The following is an 18,237-nucleotide window of genomic DNA, read 5'->3' as shown; positions in this document are numbered from 1 at the left end:
CGATGAAATGGAGTATTCCAGAGCGAATCGTTGAACAAGGGCGCGAATATATGCAAGAAGGCCGGGTCTTATCTATCGTTCAAAATCCAGAAAAAAGGATCTGGTTGTCTGAGGTTTTAGGGGAAGAACTTTATCTTGTTGAATTGGATGGTACCGCCAAAGAACAAGATGTTTGTGAATGTCAATATTGGATGGAACATGGCTATTGCAAGCATACAGTGGCAGTTGAACTGGCACTGAAACAACGAGGCGTGTCAAGAATTATTCAAGCGAATCAAACAGTCAGTTTTGAGAAAACAAATCGATCAACAGCTGAAATGTTTACCAAAGGCTTTGCCAAATTAAGCAAAGCTTCTGCCGAAGTTCCCTTGCAGCCTTTACGTTTAGAATTTCATTTAGATGTGATTGAAACGAATAATTACTATCCAGAATTATCAACGATTGGTCTTTCTTTAAAAATTGGTTTGGAAGGGACCAAACCTAAAACATATATTGTGAAAAATATTGGTGATTTTTTACAAGCATATGAAAAAGAAATGACTTTTATGGTGAATAAACAACACCAATTTACTTTGCTACATGATTCTTTTTCAATGGAGATTCAAGAAATTTTAACAGAACTTGCGGCAATTTATCATACCAGCCAATTATTAGGTGCAAACGGTATTCAAGTTAAAGGGAAAATCGACAAACGTTATCTATTATTACCAATTGATCGCAGTCAATCGTTAGTTGAAAAAATGAATCGAACGGGTCAGTTTATATTGACCAATCAAACTCATAAGTATCGCTATCTAACGTTCAAAGAAACCAGTTTGCCACTTACGTTTACAGTGCAAAAAACCGAGGAACAAAGCTTCAAATTAACTATTCAGAATCCTATTACAACGTTTCTAGCCCACTATCACTGGGCGATTGCGGATCAAACGGTTTATTTACTAACAGAAGAGCAGGAAGCCATTTACACCACGTTACTTCAATTAATGAAACGCTTGGAAGAGCCGTCAATTATTTATGAAAAAGAAACAGTTTCTGATTTATTTAGTGAAGTGTTACCATTATTGGAAAAAATTGGTCGAGTGTCTGTTGAAGAATCAGTTGAAGAATTAGTCGTCCATCATCCTTTAAAAGCAGTCTTTATTTTTAAGAAAATTAAAGGTCGGATTAACGCTCGGATTGATTATCACTATGGAGAAGTCATTTTCTCGACAAACCCGAAATATGCTCAATTACCTGAAGTTAATCAAGAAATTGTTCGAGATAAAGCAAAAGAAACAGCAATTAAGCAGCAATTTCAACAGTTTGCCTATCAGCAAACAACCACAGGCTTTGAAAAGGTCTTACCTGCTGGAGAGTCCTTGTATTATTTCTTTAAAGCCGAAGTTCCAGCTTTCCGTCAATTAGGAGAAGTTCGGATGGGACGGAAATTACGGGAATTGTATTTAGATGCCCAGCATCATCAGCCAACGATTGAAGTTGCGGAAGGGGATTCTTGGTTAGATATTCGGTTTGATGTCACTGGCATTGATGAAACCGAAATTGATGCAGTATTGACTAGTCTGCTACGTAATGATGCTTTTTATACGTTAAAAAGTGGTGAAATTCTTGCTTTTGATTCAGAGGAATTTTTCCATACAAGTGCAATTTTAACGAAGCTGCGAAAAAATATGCATCAAGAAGACAATGTCATTCATGTGCCCAAAAACCAAGGCCTCATGATCGAAAGTTTATTAGAAGACAATGAGCGAGCACATTTTTCAGATTCCTTTAAAAAAATGGTCACGGATTTAACGCATCCAGAAAACTTTGAAGCGCAAGTCCCCAAATCCTTACAAGCAACGTTACGCCATTACCAAGAAACAGGGTATAAATGGCTGAAAATGCTTAGCCATTATCAATTTGGCGGTATTTTAGCTGATGAAATGGGTTTAGGGAAGACACTGCAAACCATTACCTATTTACTTTCGGAAAAAGAAGAAGAGCGCTTGAAAGGGACAGCTTTGATTGTCGCTCCTGCAAGTTTAACCTATAACTGGTTAGCCGAAGTCAAACGTTTTGCGCCAACCTTAAATGTTCAAGTGGTTTCTGGCAACCGCCAAGAACGAGCAGCGCTTTTACAAAATAGCACCGAAGATATTCTGATTACTTCTTATGCAAGTATGCGACAAGATGTTCAGCTTTATCAGGAAATGCGTGTCGGCTATTTGATTCTAGATGAGGCCCAAATGGTTAAAAATAGTGGGACTAAAACGGCGCAAGCCTTAAAAAGTTTAAAAGTACCCCAACGTTTTGCATTAAGTGGCACACCAATTGAAAATAATTTAGATGAATTGTGGTCAATTTTCCAAATGATCTTACCGGGATTGTTCCCAGGCAAAAAAGCCTTTCGAGAAATTAAGCCGGAAGAAATTGCCAAAATGATTCAACCATTCATTTTACGACGAGACAAGAAAACGGTGCTCGCAGACTTACCAGAAAAAATTGAAAATAATATGTACAGTGTCTTAACAGAAGAACAAAAAACGGTTTATTTGGCCTATCTAAAACAAATGCAAGCAGATGTCAGTCAAATGGATCAGGCGACCTTCAAGAAAAATCGCATGAGTATTTTAGCAGGCTTGACCCGTTTACGACAAATCTGTTGCGATCCGCGTTTGTTTATTGAGGATTACACGGGAGGTTCTGGCAAAGTGGAACAAGTCAAAGACTTTTTAGTGGCTGCCAAAGAAAACAATCGTCGTGTCCTATTATTTTCTCAGTTCACAAGCATGCTTTCTATCTTAGAAAAAGAATTGAATGAATTAGGCTTAGAGACGTTTTATTTACGAGGAAGTACGAAGCCTCAAGATCGGTTAACGATGGCGAATGCCTTCAATGAAGGAGAAAAAGATGTCTTCTTAATTTCATTGAAAGCAGGGGGAACCGGACTAAATTTAACTGGTGCAGATACCGTTATTTTATACGATTTATGGTGGAATCCCGCAGTCGAAGAACAAGCGGCTGGTCGGGCACACCGCATGGGACAAAAAAAGGTTGTTGAAGTGTGGCGGATGATTGCAGAAGGAACGGTTGAAGAAAAAATGAATTCCTTACAGCAAGAAAAACGCGAGCTGTTCCAAAAAGTGATTCAAGGAAATGAAGAGCAATTAGCGAAAATGACGGAAGAAGATATTCGCACAATTTTAAGCATTGGAGAATAGCCGTTCAACTTAGTTGCTATCTTATTTAAAGAGAAATGGAGTAATTCGTTTGAAACAAAAAGAATATATGGAATATCGGCCGCTAGGTGAAGAAATTGAACGGATTCGTAAAGGAAAAAATATTCCTCTGCGTGTCTTTGATGAAAATGGTGTTTCTAGTCGAAGTTATCAACGCTTTGTCCAAGGAAATAGTGAATTGCGTATTTCGGATTTAGCCATTATTGTCGAAATCTTGTCTATTTCGCTGATGGAAATGACAGAAAAATTAACGCCAATGTCCAAAACAGTTTTAGCTAAGGAGCAGTTTAATCAAGCAATCTTTAGTAAAAATTTTCAAGAAAGTAGTCGAATCGTTGCAGATTATCGGGCGTATTATGATAAATCGTCTTTTGCTTTAGGAAAGCAAGAAGTAATGTATTCGATGTTGGCGTTGGAATATCTTTTTAACCCTCAAACGGTTGTGACAAAAGAGGAAATTATTGCATTAGAAAATCAGATTCTGGAACGATTAATTAATGCCGATGTGTATACTATTTTTAATTTGAAATTTTTAGCATTACAAAAAAACGTTGGCTTGCAGCCGTTTCCAACTTCGTTACTTTTTCGTGTACTACAATCTGTCAATGAGCGGGAAATTATTGATATTCGCTCACTAGAAATTATCGAGCAAGTAATTATTGATTTTTTATTTGCGGCGATTGTCAGCCAAAATGTTCCCCATATTCTTCATGTATTAAGCATGTTTAAAGAATATGAAGTGGGTGAAAATAACTGGCGAATGATCCTCTGGAAAAAAATAGCAGAAAAAATAGAAATGATTTTAACCAATGAAGAAATATTCGCAGATTGGTCAATCTTTAAAGAACAAATCCTCTTATCTATCACATTGTTTTTACCAAAAGCCAAACAAGAATTTTTTGCTGGGCAATTGGAAAAAATAGAGGATAGTTTAAAAGAAATAAAAGAAAACTAGGCATAATTGAGAATTTGTCATAATACATTCTGGTTGTCTTGTCTATACAAATTAATTTGGACAGTTTGTCGTAATTGAACCCATTTTCAGTTGATATTCACTATAATTAAGAAAATATCAGGAGGTGAAGTTTATGAAAAAAATGTGCATCTTCGCAGTTAGTGCCTTACTTTTGGCTAATAGTTTGCTACTTCCTGTAACAACTTTCGCCGAAACGACCGAAACAATCGCATCCTCCAGTGAAGAAAATGTTTCATCTGTTTCAGAAGAAAAGATTCCAGAAACTTCATCGGCAGAAGAGCAAAATTCAGCAACCAGTAGTTCGGAGATTCCCCAATCAGAAGAGTTAACGACTGTTGAAACAAGTGAAGAGCCGCCAAATGAAGCACTAGCGATAACGGAAGCACAACTGATGATGCCCCAATTATACGCAGGTGCTGTCTTAGATAAAGCGACGCCTATCAGTACACTATTTCCTGATCCAGCCTTTGCGGAAAATATCAGAAAACAGTTAAGCAAATCTCGGACCTCTAATACTGTCACCCAAGCAGAATTGGATAAACTGAATAAAGTTATTTTAGAAAATGTCGTTGTTTCTAATGTGGAAGGAGTTCAATACCTAAGAAACTTAGAAGAATTATCTTTTCAAGATTCACTCAATGTAACAGATTTGAGTCCTTTTGCTAAAGGTGAATTTAAGCTATTACGTTTTTTATATATGAGAAACAATAAAATAGCTGATCTTAGTCCGTTAGGTCAAGCAGGATTAATTAATTTAGAAGGCTTGTATGTTGAGAACAATCAATTAACGACATTAAATGGACTTGAAGGAATGGCTGCTTTAAAAAATTTAAGTATCCAAAATACGACAGATCATCCGTCAAAAATCACGCCGAATAATCGAGTGACTTCCTTCGACCCGCTTCGTTCTCTTCGTAATTTAGAAACCATTTGGGCTGCCAATAATCAGATTGCTACTTTAGATGGGCTTACGGAAGCAAATAACCTACTCCGTCTTTATGTGGAAAATAATCAATTAAAAACAATTGTGCCCTTGGCGAATAAGCCACGTCTAGAAGAGTTGAGTATTATGAATCAAACGATTGCTAGTCTGGAAGCTTTAAGCACTGTTCCTAATCTGCGTGTACTGTATGCAAGAAACAATCAAATTTCTTCCTTGGCACCGTTAGAGAAAACACTCAATCTAACAGTTTTAGATGTGGGAGAAAATCAAATTTCAGATATCAGTCCGTTAAAAGGCTTAACGGCCATTACAGGGCTAGATGTATCTAATCAAATGATTATCTTATCTTCTGTCGATTATATTGCTGGGAAACCACTGCAATTAAAAAATAAGGTGGTATCTCGTGATGGTCAACTATTTCCACCGCTGACGATTAGCCCTTATGGAAGTTACGATGCCACAAAAGGACTGTTTGAATGGAATTTACCCAAAGCTCATGAAGGCGTTTCTTATATCTGGGAATCAACAGATAAAGCATACTTAGGGAACTTTTCTGGAACAGTCGTCCAACCTGTCAAAGAAGTTTTCTTAAGTGAAACGAAACTATCTTGGTCAAAAGAGCGTATAGAAAAGTCGATGGAAAAAACAATCGATATTGATGACTTTCAAAAAACAGCCCTGCCTTTTTATTGGCAAGATGTCGATGCTGGGAATAGATTACAATTTATTGTCAAAAAAGAGGGCCAAGAAATCCAGAAATTAGCAGATGAAACAACCACTAATTCTAAAACATTTAAGGAAAAAGCCTTGTTATTACCAGAACTAACTTATGGAAAACAGCAGTTGGTCGTGGAAGTCTATGATAAAGGCTACAAGATTGATGAATTAGCGCTAACAGTCACTGTGGTTGGCTCTGTCAGGTTCAAAACGGTACCCACAGCGATTTCCTTTGGGAATGAGCTGCAAATCGCTAGTAGCACGACCCAATATCCAATTGTTTCCATGGATCAACCATTAGTGATACGGGATACTCGTCAAACGGGGAATAATTGGTCGCTTGCACTAACCGTTACTTCTGATTTCAAATCTGAATCAGGTGCTACGTTGCCGAATATTTTAAAATTTAGAACCAACCATCGCTTACAGGACATTCCAGAAGGCCAATCGATTCTTGTTCACAACCAAGTCAATGGACATCAAGAAACAAATATTTCTGATTAATGGAAAGAAAATGACCAAGAGTTGTTATTATCTGTTCCTGGAGGGACGGCCAAAGCAGAAGAATACGAAGCAAAACTAACTTGGCACTTGATGGACGTACCTGATGGCAGTGCAAAATAGGGGGTGAGTCTTATCAAAAAAATAGTTAGCGGTGTATTGCTATTAGGATTGATTTCATCAGTTGATGTATTTGCTGAAACAAATGCCTATCCGACAAATGCAGAAGTTTCTTTTTATGGCGAGTATGAGCCACCAGCCAACAAAGAAAAACCAGATGGTAAGATACCACAGCGTTTCCCCAAGCAGTCGGAAGCAATACCAGCAGTGAGTGGAGAATCATTGAAGCATTCAACAAGTAAAACGGTTGATCAAAAAGGCTCAGGCTTCTTACCTCGAACTGGTACTAAACAGCAACAAATGTTTAATTATCTCGGAATAATAGTCATCTTTATGGCTAGTTTTATTTTAAAAAAAAGAAAGCCTAATGGTAATAAGTCAAGATATAAATTTTAAAATATGAGTTAGATTTTGAAAAATTAGACCGCACTGAACTAGACCCGACTAAAATCAAATTTTTTTCGGGGTAATCACGAAGATTTTCGCAAATAACTTTATGTTATTTTTCTATCACCACCTTCGCCGGCTGATAGAATTGACCGTTGCGTAGTAGCGCATCGATCAAGCGCACAAATTTTCTTCCGGTTAAGACGAGCGCTCGTTTATGTTTGTGTTTAGGTACTTCATTTTTCTTTTTTTGGTAGTACTCTTTAAATTCTGGAAGTGTACTTCTTACTCGATTGGTGGCTTCAATTAAGTAGTAACGAAAATAGCGATTTCCAGAACGATTTAGTGGCGTGTTTTCAGATTGAGAGTTTCCTGATTGATTTTTAGACCAAGTTAACCCGGCATACTTTGCTAACTTGGATTGATCATCAAATCGCTCGATTTGACCAATTTCAGCGATTAAGCCTGCAGTATAAACAGCTCCTAATCCTGGGACACTTAATAAGCATTGGGCTTCTGGAATTGTTTCAAGTAAAGCAGTAATGTTTTTTTCAATTTCTTTAATCTGTTTTTTTAGAAATTTGATTTCGTTGGCGATTATACCTAATACAAGGTCAATGGAATTCTTGGTTACTTTACCTAAACGATAAGAACTACGTACAGCTTTTTGAATACTTTTGACAAGTTGCTCTGGATTTTTGAATCGACCTTTTCCTAGCTTTTGAAGTAATTCAGCGGCTGATTCAAGAGGCATTTCCGAAAATTCATCTAAGGTAATACCTTCTGTAAGTAGATTCATAATTGAAGCTCCGAATATGGAAGTTTTATTGTCTTCATTCGCAAGTTCTTTTGATAAAGTATTACATTTATACGTCAAATTTTCTAAAAAATGTTGTTTTGCTTCTACCATTTGTGTCACTAATTGATAACGAGATCTTGTTAGTCGTTGAAGTCCAACATAAACTTCTTCTTTAATAGGAGACAATGTATGGAGATCTACTCGTAGATAATCAGCTATGATCTGTGCATCAATTTTATCTGTTTTATCCTGATCGAACATTCTTGAATACTGTTTGATTCTATAAGGATTTTCTACAGTAACTTCGACAGGTAACAGCTTTAAATCTTCATCTAAGTAGAAAAACATTGCTGGGTGAAAACTATAAACAGAAGTCGATTCCATACCTATGACAATTCGGCAGAAACCAAAGGTTTCTTGGTAGTCGAGAATTCTTTGTTTGATTTCGCTAGCTCCGATTAAATCGTTGCTAAGTGAACCTTCAAACAAGATCTCTTTGGAGTCTGTTAAAAAGCAAGTATCTAATTTTTGAGAACTAACGTCTAAACCAATAAATAATTTCATGGAAGGTCCTCCTTTCATAAATTTTTTGGAATACTTAGCTATTGAAGTTTATCCCTGAATCTTATTGAATAACCGCAATCTCGCTTAATAGTACTCAATTGTTTACCTCTTAAAAGCCACCCTATTTCCTACTAGAAATAGTTTAAGAAGTGAACGGTACAGCTAATGGGTTTGAGGCATGATAATCAATAAGTCGGGATGCAGGCTTTCTGCTGTAGTCATAGCTACAAAGGAAATTAGCAGTGTTCCGATAGACCGTTTCCATAAGTCTATTATCCAGGAACAAAATTCAATAGCCAAGGTTTAAAAGTTATTTAATAAGGAATAGCCCTAAGGGGTGACTGAAACGATGGAAGTCGTTTCAAAATATATATTACGAGAAGGAACAATAAAATGAAAAAAATTATCTTATCAACAATCCCCGCTATCACTTTAGGCGTGGCTATTGCACCAGAAGTGAATGCAGAAGAAAAAAACTATGAATCAAATGCCATCGTAGAATTTACGCCGGATACCTCTATCAACAAACCTGTCGATCCAGTGAATCCAGATACCGAAAAACCTGTTGAACCCTTTGACCCAACGACACCAGACACTGGTAATAAGCCAAATGAAGGAACAACTGGTCCACTAAGTATCGATTATGCTTCTAGTTTAGACTTTGGCAAAAATAAAATTTCAAATAAAGATGAAAAATATTATGCAAATCCACAATACTTTTTCTTGGCAGACGGTTCTGGTCCTGATTTGACTAATCCTAAACCAAATTATGTACAAATTTCCGACAAACGCGGAACGAATGCCGGTTGGGCCTTAACAGTTAAACAAGAAACACAATTAACAGCGACAAAAGAAACATTAAATAAAGTTTTAGACGGTTCAGAAATTAAATTAAGTCAAAACAAAGCAGTGTCTAATTCCAAAGCAGTCACACCAACTGCGCATGAAGTAACTTTAGTAGCTGGCGATTCATCAAATGTGATGTCTGCCGCTGAAGGTCAAGGTTCTGGAACTTGGCTTAGTGCGTTCGGTGGGATTGAAAAAGTGGAAGTTGACGGTGAAAGCGTAGATAAAAATACAGCGATCACATTAACTGTACCAGGAGCAACACCAAAAGATGCTGTTCAATACAAAACTGTTTTAACATGGACAATCGCTGATTTACCAAGCGTATAATTATTGAAACTATAACAATAGAAGAGAAGGAGCACTAACATGAAAAAAATGACCATCGCAAGCAGCTTAATTTTAGCAACCATCGCGGTAGGCACACTACCAGTTCAAGCAGAGGAAGTGGCTAATCGCGACACAGATGCTATTGTAAAATTTAAAGCACCAGATGAAAAAGACCCCAACAGCAAAAATCCTGTAGTGGATCCAGAAGACAAAGACGGCAAAGATCCTGTGACACCTATCGACCCAGTAAATCCTGACAAACCAGTTGATGAAGGTTCTACAGGCCCCTTAACCTTGGACTATGCTTCAAGTTTAAACTTTGGTGAAAATATCATCAGCACAAAAGATGAAATCTATTTTGCATCAGCACAAGTTTTAAAAGATAAAAATAATGTTGAAAAAACGGGCCCCTTATTTGCTCAAATTACAGATAATCGTGGAACTTTAGAAGGCTGGACTTTATCTGCAAAACAAAATTCTGCATTTACTTCTGCTACAAAAGGTCAGACGCTTGAAGGAACTGAAATTGTCTTTCAAAATGCTTCAGCTGTGACAGCAGGACAAAGCGCTGCACCAACAAGTTTAGCGAGCGTAACTTTTGGTACAGTTGGTGAAAGTCATAACGTGATGGTAGCCGCAACAGATCAAGGTGCTGGGAAATGGTCATACTTATACGGCAATGCTAGTTCAATTGCTGAAGTTGACGGCCGTCAAGTAATGAAAGATGTTCAATTAAAAGTGCCAGGTAAATCAGTTAAATTAAACGATGCCTACAAAACAACAATTACTTGGACATTAGCTAATACGCCAGTATAAAAAGAACCTTTTTGGAGAAAGGAAGAGGGGAACTCAGCCTTTCTCCTTTACATAGAAATGGAGTGTAGAGCGAAATGAAAAATAGATATTTTATTCTGATGATCCTAAGTTTTTATTTCTTTGCTTTTGGGATTGAAACCTCAGCAGCAGAATTACGATTTAGTGTTGAAACAGAAATTCCAGAAAACCAAATAGATAAAACAAAAACATATTTTGATTTAATGATGAAACCAGACCAAGAACAAATTTTGAAAGTTCGAGCGGCCAATAGTACAGATGAAAATTTAGTGATTGATGTTAGTGTGAAGTCGGCCACAACAAACAGCAACGGAGTGATTGAATATGGTGAGTCGTTGACAGCATTAGATAAATCTGCACCAGCAGATTTATCAGAAATCATTCAACTGAAAGACGGCGGTGAGAGTGTTGAATTGCCTGCTAAAAGTGAAAAAGTAGTTGAATTGCGAGTGAAGATGCCTAAAGAAGAGTTTTCAGGGCAACTAGCGGGCGGGATCACGTTTAGTGAAAAAGTCGATGAAACGAAAGACAAGCAAAAAGAAAATACAAACGGCTTAGCAATTGAAAATCGCTATGCCTATACAGTAGCTGTTTTACTTCGAGAAAATGAAACAGTTGTACAACCAGAATTGTCTTTAGAGAAAGTTGAACCGACGCAAAGAAATGCGCGCAGTGTTATTTCTGCAACACTGTTAAACCATGAAGCAGCCTATCTTCAATCAATGAAAGTAACGGCAAATGTTAAAAATAAGAAAACAAATAACGTTATTTTAGAGAAAGAACAAGAAGATATGCAAATGGCGCCCAATTCAATTTTTAATTTCCCTATTCCTTATGAAGAAAATGAAATGGAAGCTGGGACGTATGTATTGGCAATGACTGTGGAAGGCTCAGGAAAAAAATGGCAATTTACGAAAGAATTTACGATCTCAAAAGAGGAAGCAAAAACATTTAATGAGAAAGATGTAACCGTCAAAAAAACGGAATCTAAACTTATTTATCTCTTAATCGGTTTATTGATCCTTTTACTGATAATTTGCCTGTTCATCATTTTACGTCTGAAAAAACAAAAAAATAAATAAAAAAAGCCGCTCTTCAATTTGAAGAGCGGCTTTTTTTTAAAGATTAAATAATTTCTCCACAGTCGGACAAAGTTCGGTGAAACAAGTGACTTCTGCAAGGTGTGATGCAGGTTGGCAACTTGGTAGTTCACGAGAGCGGTGGTTAAACCAAAGAGAATGCCAGCCACCATTACGTGCGCCTACAATATCATTGTCATAACTATCACCAACATATAAAGTATGTTCAGGTTCCATACAAAATTGATTACAGGCTAAATCAAAAATTTCCTTTTCAGGTTTTTGAAAACCCGTACTTTGAGAAATAATGATATTTTGGCTTGGAACCCATTTTTCAAGATTCAATTGTTTAACTTTTTTAAATTGATGGTCTGTTGGACCATTTGTAATAATCCCCATCGGAATTTCTTTCTCTTGTAAAGTATCAAGAAGCTTAGTAACTTCTGGATGCATCGTAATATTATCCAATTCTTCTTCATAAACTTGTTGGAAAATTTTTCCTTCTTCTTGTGAAATTCCTGGATAGTTTAGATCCTTTAATGTTTCATTCATTCGGAAAAACCGCATGAAATCTAGGGACCATTCATTGGCTAAAACTTTCGGAAACGTTTCATCGCTGTGGTGTCTAAAACGAAGATACAATTCATGCATATCCTCTGTCGCAACGTTCGGGAAAATTTTAGTCATCGCATTTCGAAAGGGTTGTTGCTGATCGTACAGCGTGTCATCAACATCAAAAACAATGGTTCTCATTTAACAAGTGCACCTCTTAACTTTTTTACAAAACTTTTCATATGTTATATTGTAGCCGATATTTTCACAAATAAATAGAGTATTTTTCACTGTATTTCAAGGTTTTGTACAGAAATCAAAGCCTTGCGGGAAAAGACAATTATAGTTATTTTTACCGAAAAAATGGAAACGATAAATGAAAAAATATTCTGATAATGAAAAGTTTGTGAAAATGATTTTGAGTCAAAGTTACTTAAATAACACGTGTTCTGATAGAAGTTAGAATTTTGCAAGAGACAGTCTTTTTCCGTATAATGAATGAGAATGAAGGGGGAGAGTTAGGGAGTTATGTTAAAGCGTTTTTTTGGGTATTATCGACCTTATCGTCGATTATTTATTTTGGATTTTGGGTGTGCCGTTTTTGCGGGGCTGTTAGAGTTGGCTTTTCCAGTAGCAGTCAACCAAGTAATTGATAAGATTATGCCAAAAGGAGATTTTCGCCTCATTGCATTAGCTAGTGCGGGCTTATTTGCATTTTATATAATCAATACGTTTTTACAATTTATTGTGGTTTATTTTGGTCATATGTTAGGCGTGAATATTGAAACAGATATGCGTGAAGAATTATATCAACATCTTCAAACACAACCGTTTGAGTATTATGATAATCAAAAAACAGGGAAATTAATGAGCCGTTTGACCACTGATCTTTTTGAAATTTCGGAAGTGGCGCATCATGGTCCAGAAGACGTCTTTATTACGATTATGACGTTAGCAGGTTCTTTTTTATTAATGTTAACCATTCACGTGAAATTAGCCATCGCTACGTTTATTTTATTGCCATTTATCACGATTGCGCTAGGCTATTTTAATAAAAAAATGACAAAAGCGAATACGGATATTTACGATAATTTAGGTGAATTTAATGCTGGGATTGAAGCGTCAGTAAGTGGAATACGTGTCACGCAATCTTTTGCAAATGAACCATTTGAACGAGAACAGTTTAATTATTTAAATCAAATGTATCGAAAATCGAAATTATATTTTTATAAGGTGATGGGTGTCAGTTCCGCCTATAATTACTTATTAATTCGTTTGATAAATTTATTTTCATTAATTTTTGGTGCGTATTATACAATTAAAGGAGAAATTACAGAAGGTCAGTTTGTAGGATTTATTTTATTAGCCAATATTTTTATTCGGCCGATTGAAAAAGTCAACAATATGATTGAAAGTTATCCCAAAGGATTTGCTGGTTTTAAACGTTTTACGGAAGAAATGGACAAACAACCGTCCATCAAAGATTTGCCAGGAGCTGTTGCTGTTTCACATTTAGAAGGAACGATTGCCTATAAAGATGTTTCATTTGCTTATGAAGATGGCACAAAAGTTTTAGACCATATCAATTTAAAAATTCAACCTGGTGAAACCGTTGCTTTCGTTGGACAAAGTGGTTCAGGAAAAACGACCTTGTGCAATCTGTTGCCTCGTTTTTATGAAGTCAGTAGTGGTGAAATTACGATTGACGGTAGAAATATCCAGCAAATGACCTTGGCTTCATTACGTAAGCAAATTGGAATTGTTCAACAAGATGTGTTTTTATTCCCTGGAACATTACGAGAAAACATTGCTTATGGGAATTTAAATGCTACAGAAATAGACATTCAACAAGCGGTGAAATTAGCACATTTAGAACATGTAATTCAGCAAATGCCAGATGGCTTGGACACAATTATTGGCGAACGTGGCGTGAAATTATCGGGCGGTCAAAAGCAACGAGTGGCAATTGCGCGAATGTTCTTGAAGAACCCGCCGATTTTAATTCTAGATGAAGCGACTTCTGCATTAGATACAGAAACAGAGCAAGTGATTCAAGAGTCATTAAACTCGTTAGCTGACGGGCGAACAACATTAATTATTGCCCACAGACTGGCAACGATTAAACATGCTGATCGAATAATCGTAGTGAGTGACCAAGGAATTTTAGAAGATGGAACACATGAAACTTTGTACGCGCAAAGAGGCCACTATCGTCGGCTGTACGATGCTCAATTTAGAACATAAAAAACCCGCGAATAAAACTTCGCGGGTTTTTATTATGTTTAGTTAGCGCCGAACTTTTCTTCCCAAACCAACAGCATTTTTCATTCGTTGAAGTGTTTTGTTGGCTACCTGGCGAGCGTTTTCTGCACCCTCATCTAAAATCATATCTAATTCTTCTGAAGCTAGAAGCTCTTGGTAGCGCACTTGAATAGGTTCTAATAAGGCAACTACTGCTTCTGCTAAATCTGCTTTGAAGTCTCCATAGCCTTTGCCTTCGTATGCTTGAACAAGTTCCTCAACAGTTTGACCTGTCGCAGCAGAATAAATATTTAGTAAGTTAGTAATGCCAGGCTTTTCTTCTTTATTATATTCAATTACACCAGTTGAATCAGTTACGGCAGAGCGGATTTTTTTGCGAATCACTGCTGGCTCATCAAGCATTGAAATAAAGCCCTTCACATTTGTATCAGACTTACTCATCTTTTTCGTTGGTTCCTGTAAGCTCATAATTCGACTACCTTGCTCAGCGATTTTTACTTCAGGCATCGTTAAAATTTCTTGATTTTTTTGGGCGTAACGTTTGTTGAAGCGTTCCACAAAATCACGTGTTAATTCTAAGTGTTGTTTTTGATCATCTCCGACTGGCACTAAGTCAGCGTTGTACAACACGATATCACCAACCATTAATGGAGGGTATGTTAAAAGACCAGCGCTTACGCCAGCACGACCATTTTTTTGCGATTTATCTTTAAATTGTGTCATTCGCTCTAACTCACCAATAGAAGTATTGCACTGAATGATCCAACCAGCTTCTGCATGCGCACTCACTTCAGACTGTATGAAAATTGTTGCTTTTTGTGGGTCTAAACCAACCGCTAGGTAAAGAGCTGCTAAACTACGAATTTGTTGGCGTAGCTTTTGCGGTTCTTGGGGAACGGTAATGGCATGTTCATCTACAATACAAAAATAACAATTGTATTCATTTTGTAATTCGATAAATTGTTTCATTGCACCAATGTAATTTCCGATTGTCGGAGTACCACTGGGCTGAATACCAGAAAAAATTGTTTTCATTAAATAACCACCTGACTTTAGACTTAAGATAGTGAATAGTTCTATTATACATTTTATTAGAAAAAAATACATGGGAACTTCTTGAAAAATTACCAAGAGAAGTAAATTATAACAGCAACCATAAAAATAGAAAACTGTATTACTTTTTTACAGAATCATAACGAATATCCATAAAATTTCATAAAAATTAACCCTAATTTTACACGGATGTAATGAAGGAAAAATAAACAAAGTTAATAAAAAATGTTTAAAAACCCCTAGTATTTTTATTAGAAATTAGGTATACTGGTTTTAAATAGAGGAACAGTACAGTTCCCTGTTTCAGAAACGCGATGATTCGCGAAAAGGAGTGATGCACAATGTTGACACTTTATACTTCCCCAAGTTGCACGTCATGTCGTAAGGCTAGAGCCTGGTTGCAAGAGCACGAAATTCCTTTTAAAGAAAGAAATATTTTTTCTGAACCTTTAAATATTGAGGAATTAAAAGCAATTTTAATCATGACAGAAGATGGAACAGAAGAGATTATCTCTACTCGCTCTAAAGTTTTCCAAAAATTAAATATGGATTTGGACGAGCTTCCACTTCAAGATTTATTAGAGTTGGTTCAAGAAAACCCTGGATTGTTGCGTCGGCCAATTATGATTGATGAGAAAAGATTACAAGTCGGTTTTAACGAAGATGAAATTCGCCGATTCTTACCAAGAGATGTTCGACAACTGGAATTGCGCCAAGCACAATTAATGGCAGGTTTATAAAAAATATAAAATTTTGTTCTTTATTTGTTAATTTTAATAAAGAACGATTCATATGAATTTAGGGCCAGGGATTTTTATCTCTGGCTTTTTAATACATATTTAGAACTTGTATTCATTTGATTTGGCAGAACGTGGTCAAGGAAAAATAGTATCTTTTTTGGAGAGACTGCGTTAAGATGAAGAGGTAGAAGGAGCGAAAAACCACTCGTTAAAAAAGTTCAAAGTTTATAAAACGTTCGCTAGTTTTCGAGGATTTACAGACTTTCCACTTTACTTTTGTGTAGTTTTCGCTACAATGAACGTAAGAAGTTTCCTGATTGAAGCAAAGAGAGGTGTAGCGCTATGGAAATGGAACATATTAATGAAAATACGATTCGTGTGTTAATTGGCAACGAAGACCTGGCGGATAGAGGGATTACTTTTCTTGACTTACTAGGAAACCACAAAGATGTTGAAAATTTCTTTTATAGTATTTTAGAAGAAGTTGATGTCGAAGATGAATTCCAAGGTAGTGAAGCAGTCACTTTCCAAGTCTTGCCTAAAAATGATGGCTTAGAACTGTTTATTAGTAAAAATGTCGCTATGGACGACTTGTCTTCCTTAGAAGGTCTGAGCGAAGTCAATGCAGATGTTAGCGAATTGATTCGCAAACAAATTGAAGCAGACAAAGCAGCCGCCGATGAACTTGATGAGATGGAAGCCACAGATGAAACAAACAGAAATGTAATCTTTGAATTAGATAATTTTGAAGCGATGATCCAATTATCCAAAGAAGTCTTCATGCAATCTGTTTTGACTAACTTATACACGTACAACGATCGTTATTACTTACAAGTTTTGTTCTTAACCGATGAATTAGAAAAAACAAATGTTGACAATGAAATTGCACAGATTTTAGAATTCGCTCATAAAACAACTGTCACTCAGGATACTTTAGTCGAATATGGCACTTGTATTATGGAACGCAGTGCGCTGGAGTTAACACGTTATTACTTTAATGATTAAGCAAAAAAGCAAAAACTTTCGAGTTTTTGCTTTTTTTTTTGATGAAAATTAAGAAACTTTGCGTAGTTTATTTATGAGAGGTGAAAATCATGTTAACAGCTTTAACGGCAGACAACCAAGAATTATTTTCTTTAATCGATTGCTCGATTGATGAATTAACACAGATACGAAGCGAACAAGCTTTTGTGTGTCCAATGTGTTATCAATCGGTCATTTTGAAGGCAGGCCCCATTAAAATACCCCATTTTGCTCATCGTAAAAAGAATAGTTGTTGGTACGAAGCAGAAGCTGAAACAGAAGAACACCTCCGCTTGAAGCAGCTTTTTGCGGAAAAGTGTTTACGCGAAAAGCTGTCCTTTCAAGTTGAGGCATACTTACCCACCTTGAAGCAACGCCCAGATTTACTCATTGGCAAGATAGCCATTGAAATTCAATGTAGTCCATTGCCAATTAAACATTTGGTGGAACGGACGGAGACTTATCAAGCTCATGGCTATCAAGTTGTTTGGATTTTAGGTGAACGATTAGTGCCTAAAGACAAGCTCACGCAATTAACGAAACAATTCCTTTACTTTTCGGAGTCCTTGGGATTTTATTTATGGACGGCCAATAAGAAGCAAGAACGAATAGAATTACTTTGTCATATTGAAGAGAGTCAATGTCAACAATTTTATAGAAGAAAACAATCATGGGATTTTTACGAAAAAAAATTACTAGAAATCTTCCGACTACCGACCGCTAATTTAAATTTACTGCCAAATAGACGGCACACTGGTCAATTGATGCATGATTATTATCAAAAATTGACGCAACAACTTGGTTACAGAAATGCTCAGTTGCTTAGAACACAGAGCTTTTTATATACGAAAGGTTGTCACCTTCTCCAGTTACCTCCTTGGTTTTACTATCCTGGATTGAAGCTATTACCTTCTTCTGAAGAAGATATTCATTTAAAAATGCTTGTTTGGGAAGCACTAAAAACCGAAGAAGAGCGTTTAGTGACCAAACAGGAACTATGGCGTATCTTGGAAGCTATTTTTTTGGAAGAAGGGAACTTTGTTTGGCAGCCACTGCCGAATATTGGCTTAAAAAAGCTTTTTAAAATCGTGGGGAATAGATTATTGAGCTGGTTACAAGAATGTTATGTGTTAATTAAAGTAAACAATAAGTACCTAATAACTAGTATTTTCCTAAGAGAAGATCCTGAAAAGCTCATTCATTGGCTAAAAAAAGTGAAAAAACAACATTTTTTTAGTCACACGTGTTAAATTATGATAGTATAATGAGTAAAACGTTTCTTAAAGGAGAGTA

13 protein-coding genes and 1 pseudogene are annotated in these 18,237 nt (G+C 36.4%); 11 read left to right on the top strand and 3 right to left on the bottom strand.

Going from position 1 to position 18,237, the window contains the following annotated elements; genetic code table 11:
• Window positions 1-2 precede the first annotated feature (2 nt).
• From IGK86_RS11570 to elrB, 4 genes and pseudogenes are all read left to right on the top strand, one after another.
• Complete coding sequence (locus tag IGK86_RS11570; RefSeq protein ID WP_002356465.1) at window positions 3-3,200, top strand: DEAD/DEAH box helicase; 3,198 nt, start codon at window positions 3-5, stop codon at window positions 3,198-3,200.
• Between the two features lie 67 nt (window positions 3,201-3,267).
• Window positions 3,268-4,173: an Rgg family transcriptional regulator ElrR gene (elrR, locus tag IGK86_RS11565; protein WP_438742623.1), complete on the top strand. Its 906-nt coding sequence runs from the start codon at window positions 3,268-3,270 to the stop codon at window positions 4,171-4,173.
• Window positions 4,174-4,306: 133 nt separating this feature from the next.
• Window positions 4,307-6,478 (top strand): annotated as a pseudogene (gene elrA / locus IGK86_RS11560) (enterococcal leucine-rich protein ElrA).
• 3 nt (window positions 6,479-6,481) lie between these two features.
• Complete coding sequence (gene elrB, locus IGK86_RS11555; RefSeq protein WP_202484679.1) at window positions 6,482-6,871, top strand: LPXTG anchor domain-containing protein ElrB; 390 nt, start codon at window positions 6,482-6,484, stop codon at window positions 6,869-6,871.
• 103 nt (window positions 6,872-6,974) lie between these two features.
• Here elrB and IGK86_RS11550 read toward each other — a convergent pair whose 3' ends face one another.
• Window positions 6,975-8,225 carry an IS110 family transposase gene (locus IGK86_RS11550; protein WP_438741968.1) on the bottom strand — a complete coding sequence of 417 codons (1,251 nt, stop codon included), beginning with the start codon at window positions 8,223-8,225 and terminating at the stop codon, window positions 6,975-6,977.
• A 393-nt stretch (window positions 8,226-8,618) separates the two neighbouring features.
• On the opposite strand from IGK86_RS11550, the gene elrC reads away from it, so the two are divergent.
• From elrC to elrE, 3 genes are all read left to right on the top strand, one after another.
• Window positions 8,619-9,401 (top strand): WxL domain-containing protein ElrC, encoded by a 783-nt coding sequence (gene elrC, locus IGK86_RS11545; protein WP_002362540.1) that lies wholly within the window; start codon window positions 8,619-8,621, stop codon window positions 9,399-9,401.
• 39 nt (window positions 9,402-9,440) lie between these two features.
• Entirely contained in the window at window positions 9,441-10,217 is a 777-nt protein-coding gene (gene elrD, locus IGK86_RS11540; RefSeq protein WP_002362542.1) for a WxL domain-containing protein ElrD, read from the top strand.
• Window positions 10,218-10,291: 74 nt separating this feature from the next.
• Complete coding sequence (elrE, locus tag IGK86_RS11535; protein WP_002376547.1) at window positions 10,292-11,317, top strand: transmembrane protein ElrE; 1,026 nt, start codon at window positions 10,292-10,294, stop codon at window positions 11,315-11,317.
• 36 nt (window positions 11,318-11,353) lie between these two features.
• Here the strand turns inward: elrE and IGK86_RS11530 are convergent, their stop codons facing one another.
• On the bottom strand, window positions 11,354-12,067 hold the full coding sequence (locus IGK86_RS11530) for an HAD family hydrolase (protein WP_002356474.1): 714 nt from the start codon (window positions 12,065-12,067) through the stop codon (window positions 11,354-11,356).
• Between the two features lie 327 nt (window positions 12,068-12,394).
• Here IGK86_RS11530 and IGK86_RS11525 point away from each other — a divergent pair, with 327 nt between their 5' ends.
• Complete coding sequence (locus tag IGK86_RS11525) at window positions 12,395-14,110, top strand: ABC transporter ATP-binding protein (RefSeq protein ID WP_016617104.1); 1,716 nt, start codon at window positions 12,395-12,397, stop codon at window positions 14,108-14,110.
• 42 nt (window positions 14,111-14,152) lie between these two features.
• Here the strand turns inward: IGK86_RS11525 and trpS are convergent, their stop codons facing one another.
• A complete protein-coding gene (gene trpS / locus IGK86_RS11520; protein WP_002359559.1) occupies window positions 14,153-15,163 on the bottom strand; it encodes a tryptophan--tRNA ligase in 1,011 nt (336 codons plus the stop codon).
• Window positions 15,164-15,522: 359 nt separating this feature from the next.
• Between trpS and spxA the strand changes: the two genes are divergently transcribed.
• The 3 genes from spxA (at window position 15,523) to IGK86_RS11505 (ending at window position 18,194) form a co-directional block, all read left to right on the top strand.
• On the top strand, window positions 15,523-15,921 hold the full coding sequence (gene spxA / locus IGK86_RS11515) for a transcriptional regulator SpxA (RefSeq protein ID WP_002356477.1): 399 nt from the start codon (window positions 15,523-15,525) through the stop codon (window positions 15,919-15,921).
• Window positions 15,922-16,263: 342 nt separating this feature from the next.
• Window positions 16,264-16,926, top strand: coding sequence for an adaptor protein MecA (locus tag IGK86_RS11510; protein WP_002356478.1), 663 nt, complete (start codon window positions 16,264-16,266; stop codon window positions 16,924-16,926).
• 89 nt (window positions 16,927-17,015) lie between these two features.
• On the top strand, window positions 17,016-18,194 hold the full coding sequence (locus IGK86_RS11505) for a competence protein CoiA (protein ID WP_016617103.1): 1,179 nt from the start codon (window positions 17,016-17,018) through the stop codon (window positions 18,192-18,194).
• The last annotated feature ends 43 nt before the right edge of the window (window positions 18,195-18,237 follow it).

Origin of the sequence: Enterococcus sp. DIV1206 (assembly GCF_051712485.1) — a bacterium.
Taxonomy (GTDB): domain Bacteria; phylum Bacillota; class Bacilli; order Lactobacillales; family Enterococcaceae; genus Enterococcus; species Enterococcus faecalis.
The sequence above is the reverse complement of the archived record's forward strand: the minus strand, read 5'-3'. Positions and strand labels throughout refer to the sequence as shown.

What these genes read in the sequence shown, in the direction of transcription:
- IGK86_RS11570 (WP_002356465.1), top strand. Translation starts at nt 3, where the DNA reads ATGAAATGGAGTATTCCAGAGCGAATCGTTGAACAAGGGCGCGAATAT.
- elrR (WP_438742623.1), top strand. Translation starts at nt 3,268, where the DNA reads ATGGAATATCGGCCGCTAGGTGAAGAAATTGAACGGATTCGTAAAGGA.
- IGK86_RS11550 (WP_438741968.1), bottom strand. Translation starts at nt 8,225, where the DNA reads ATGAAATTATTTATTGGTTTAGACGTTAGTTCTCAAAAATTAGATACT.
- elrC (WP_002362540.1), top strand. Translation starts at nt 8,619, where the DNA reads ATGAAAAAAATTATCTTATCAACAATCCCCGCTATCACTTTAGGCGTG.
- elrD (WP_002362542.1), top strand. Translation starts at nt 9,441, where the DNA reads ATGAAAAAAATGACCATCGCAAGCAGCTTAATTTTAGCAACCATCGCG.
- elrE (WP_002376547.1), top strand. Translation starts at nt 10,292, where the DNA reads ATGAAAAATAGATATTTTATTCTGATGATCCTAAGTTTTTATTTCTTT.
- IGK86_RS11530 (WP_002356474.1), bottom strand. Translation starts at nt 12,067, where the DNA reads ATGAGAACCATTGTTTTTGATGTTGATGACACGCTGTACGATCAGCAA.
- IGK86_RS11525 (WP_016617104.1), top strand. Translation starts at nt 12,395, where the DNA reads ATGTTAAAGCGTTTTTTTGGGTATTATCGACCTTATCGTCGATTATTT.
- trpS (WP_002359559.1), bottom strand. Translation starts at nt 15,163, where the DNA reads ATGAAAACAATTTTTTCTGGTATTCAGCCCAGTGGTACTCCGACAATC.
- spxA (WP_002356477.1), top strand. Translation starts at nt 15,523, where the DNA reads ATGTTGACACTTTATACTTCCCCAAGTTGCACGTCATGTCGTAAGGCT.
- IGK86_RS11510 (WP_002356478.1), top strand. Translation starts at nt 16,264, where the DNA reads ATGGAAATGGAACATATTAATGAAAATACGATTCGTGTGTTAATTGGC.
- IGK86_RS11505 (WP_016617103.1), top strand. Translation starts at nt 17,016, where the DNA reads ATGTTAACAGCTTTAACGGCAGACAACCAAGAATTATTTTCTTTAATC.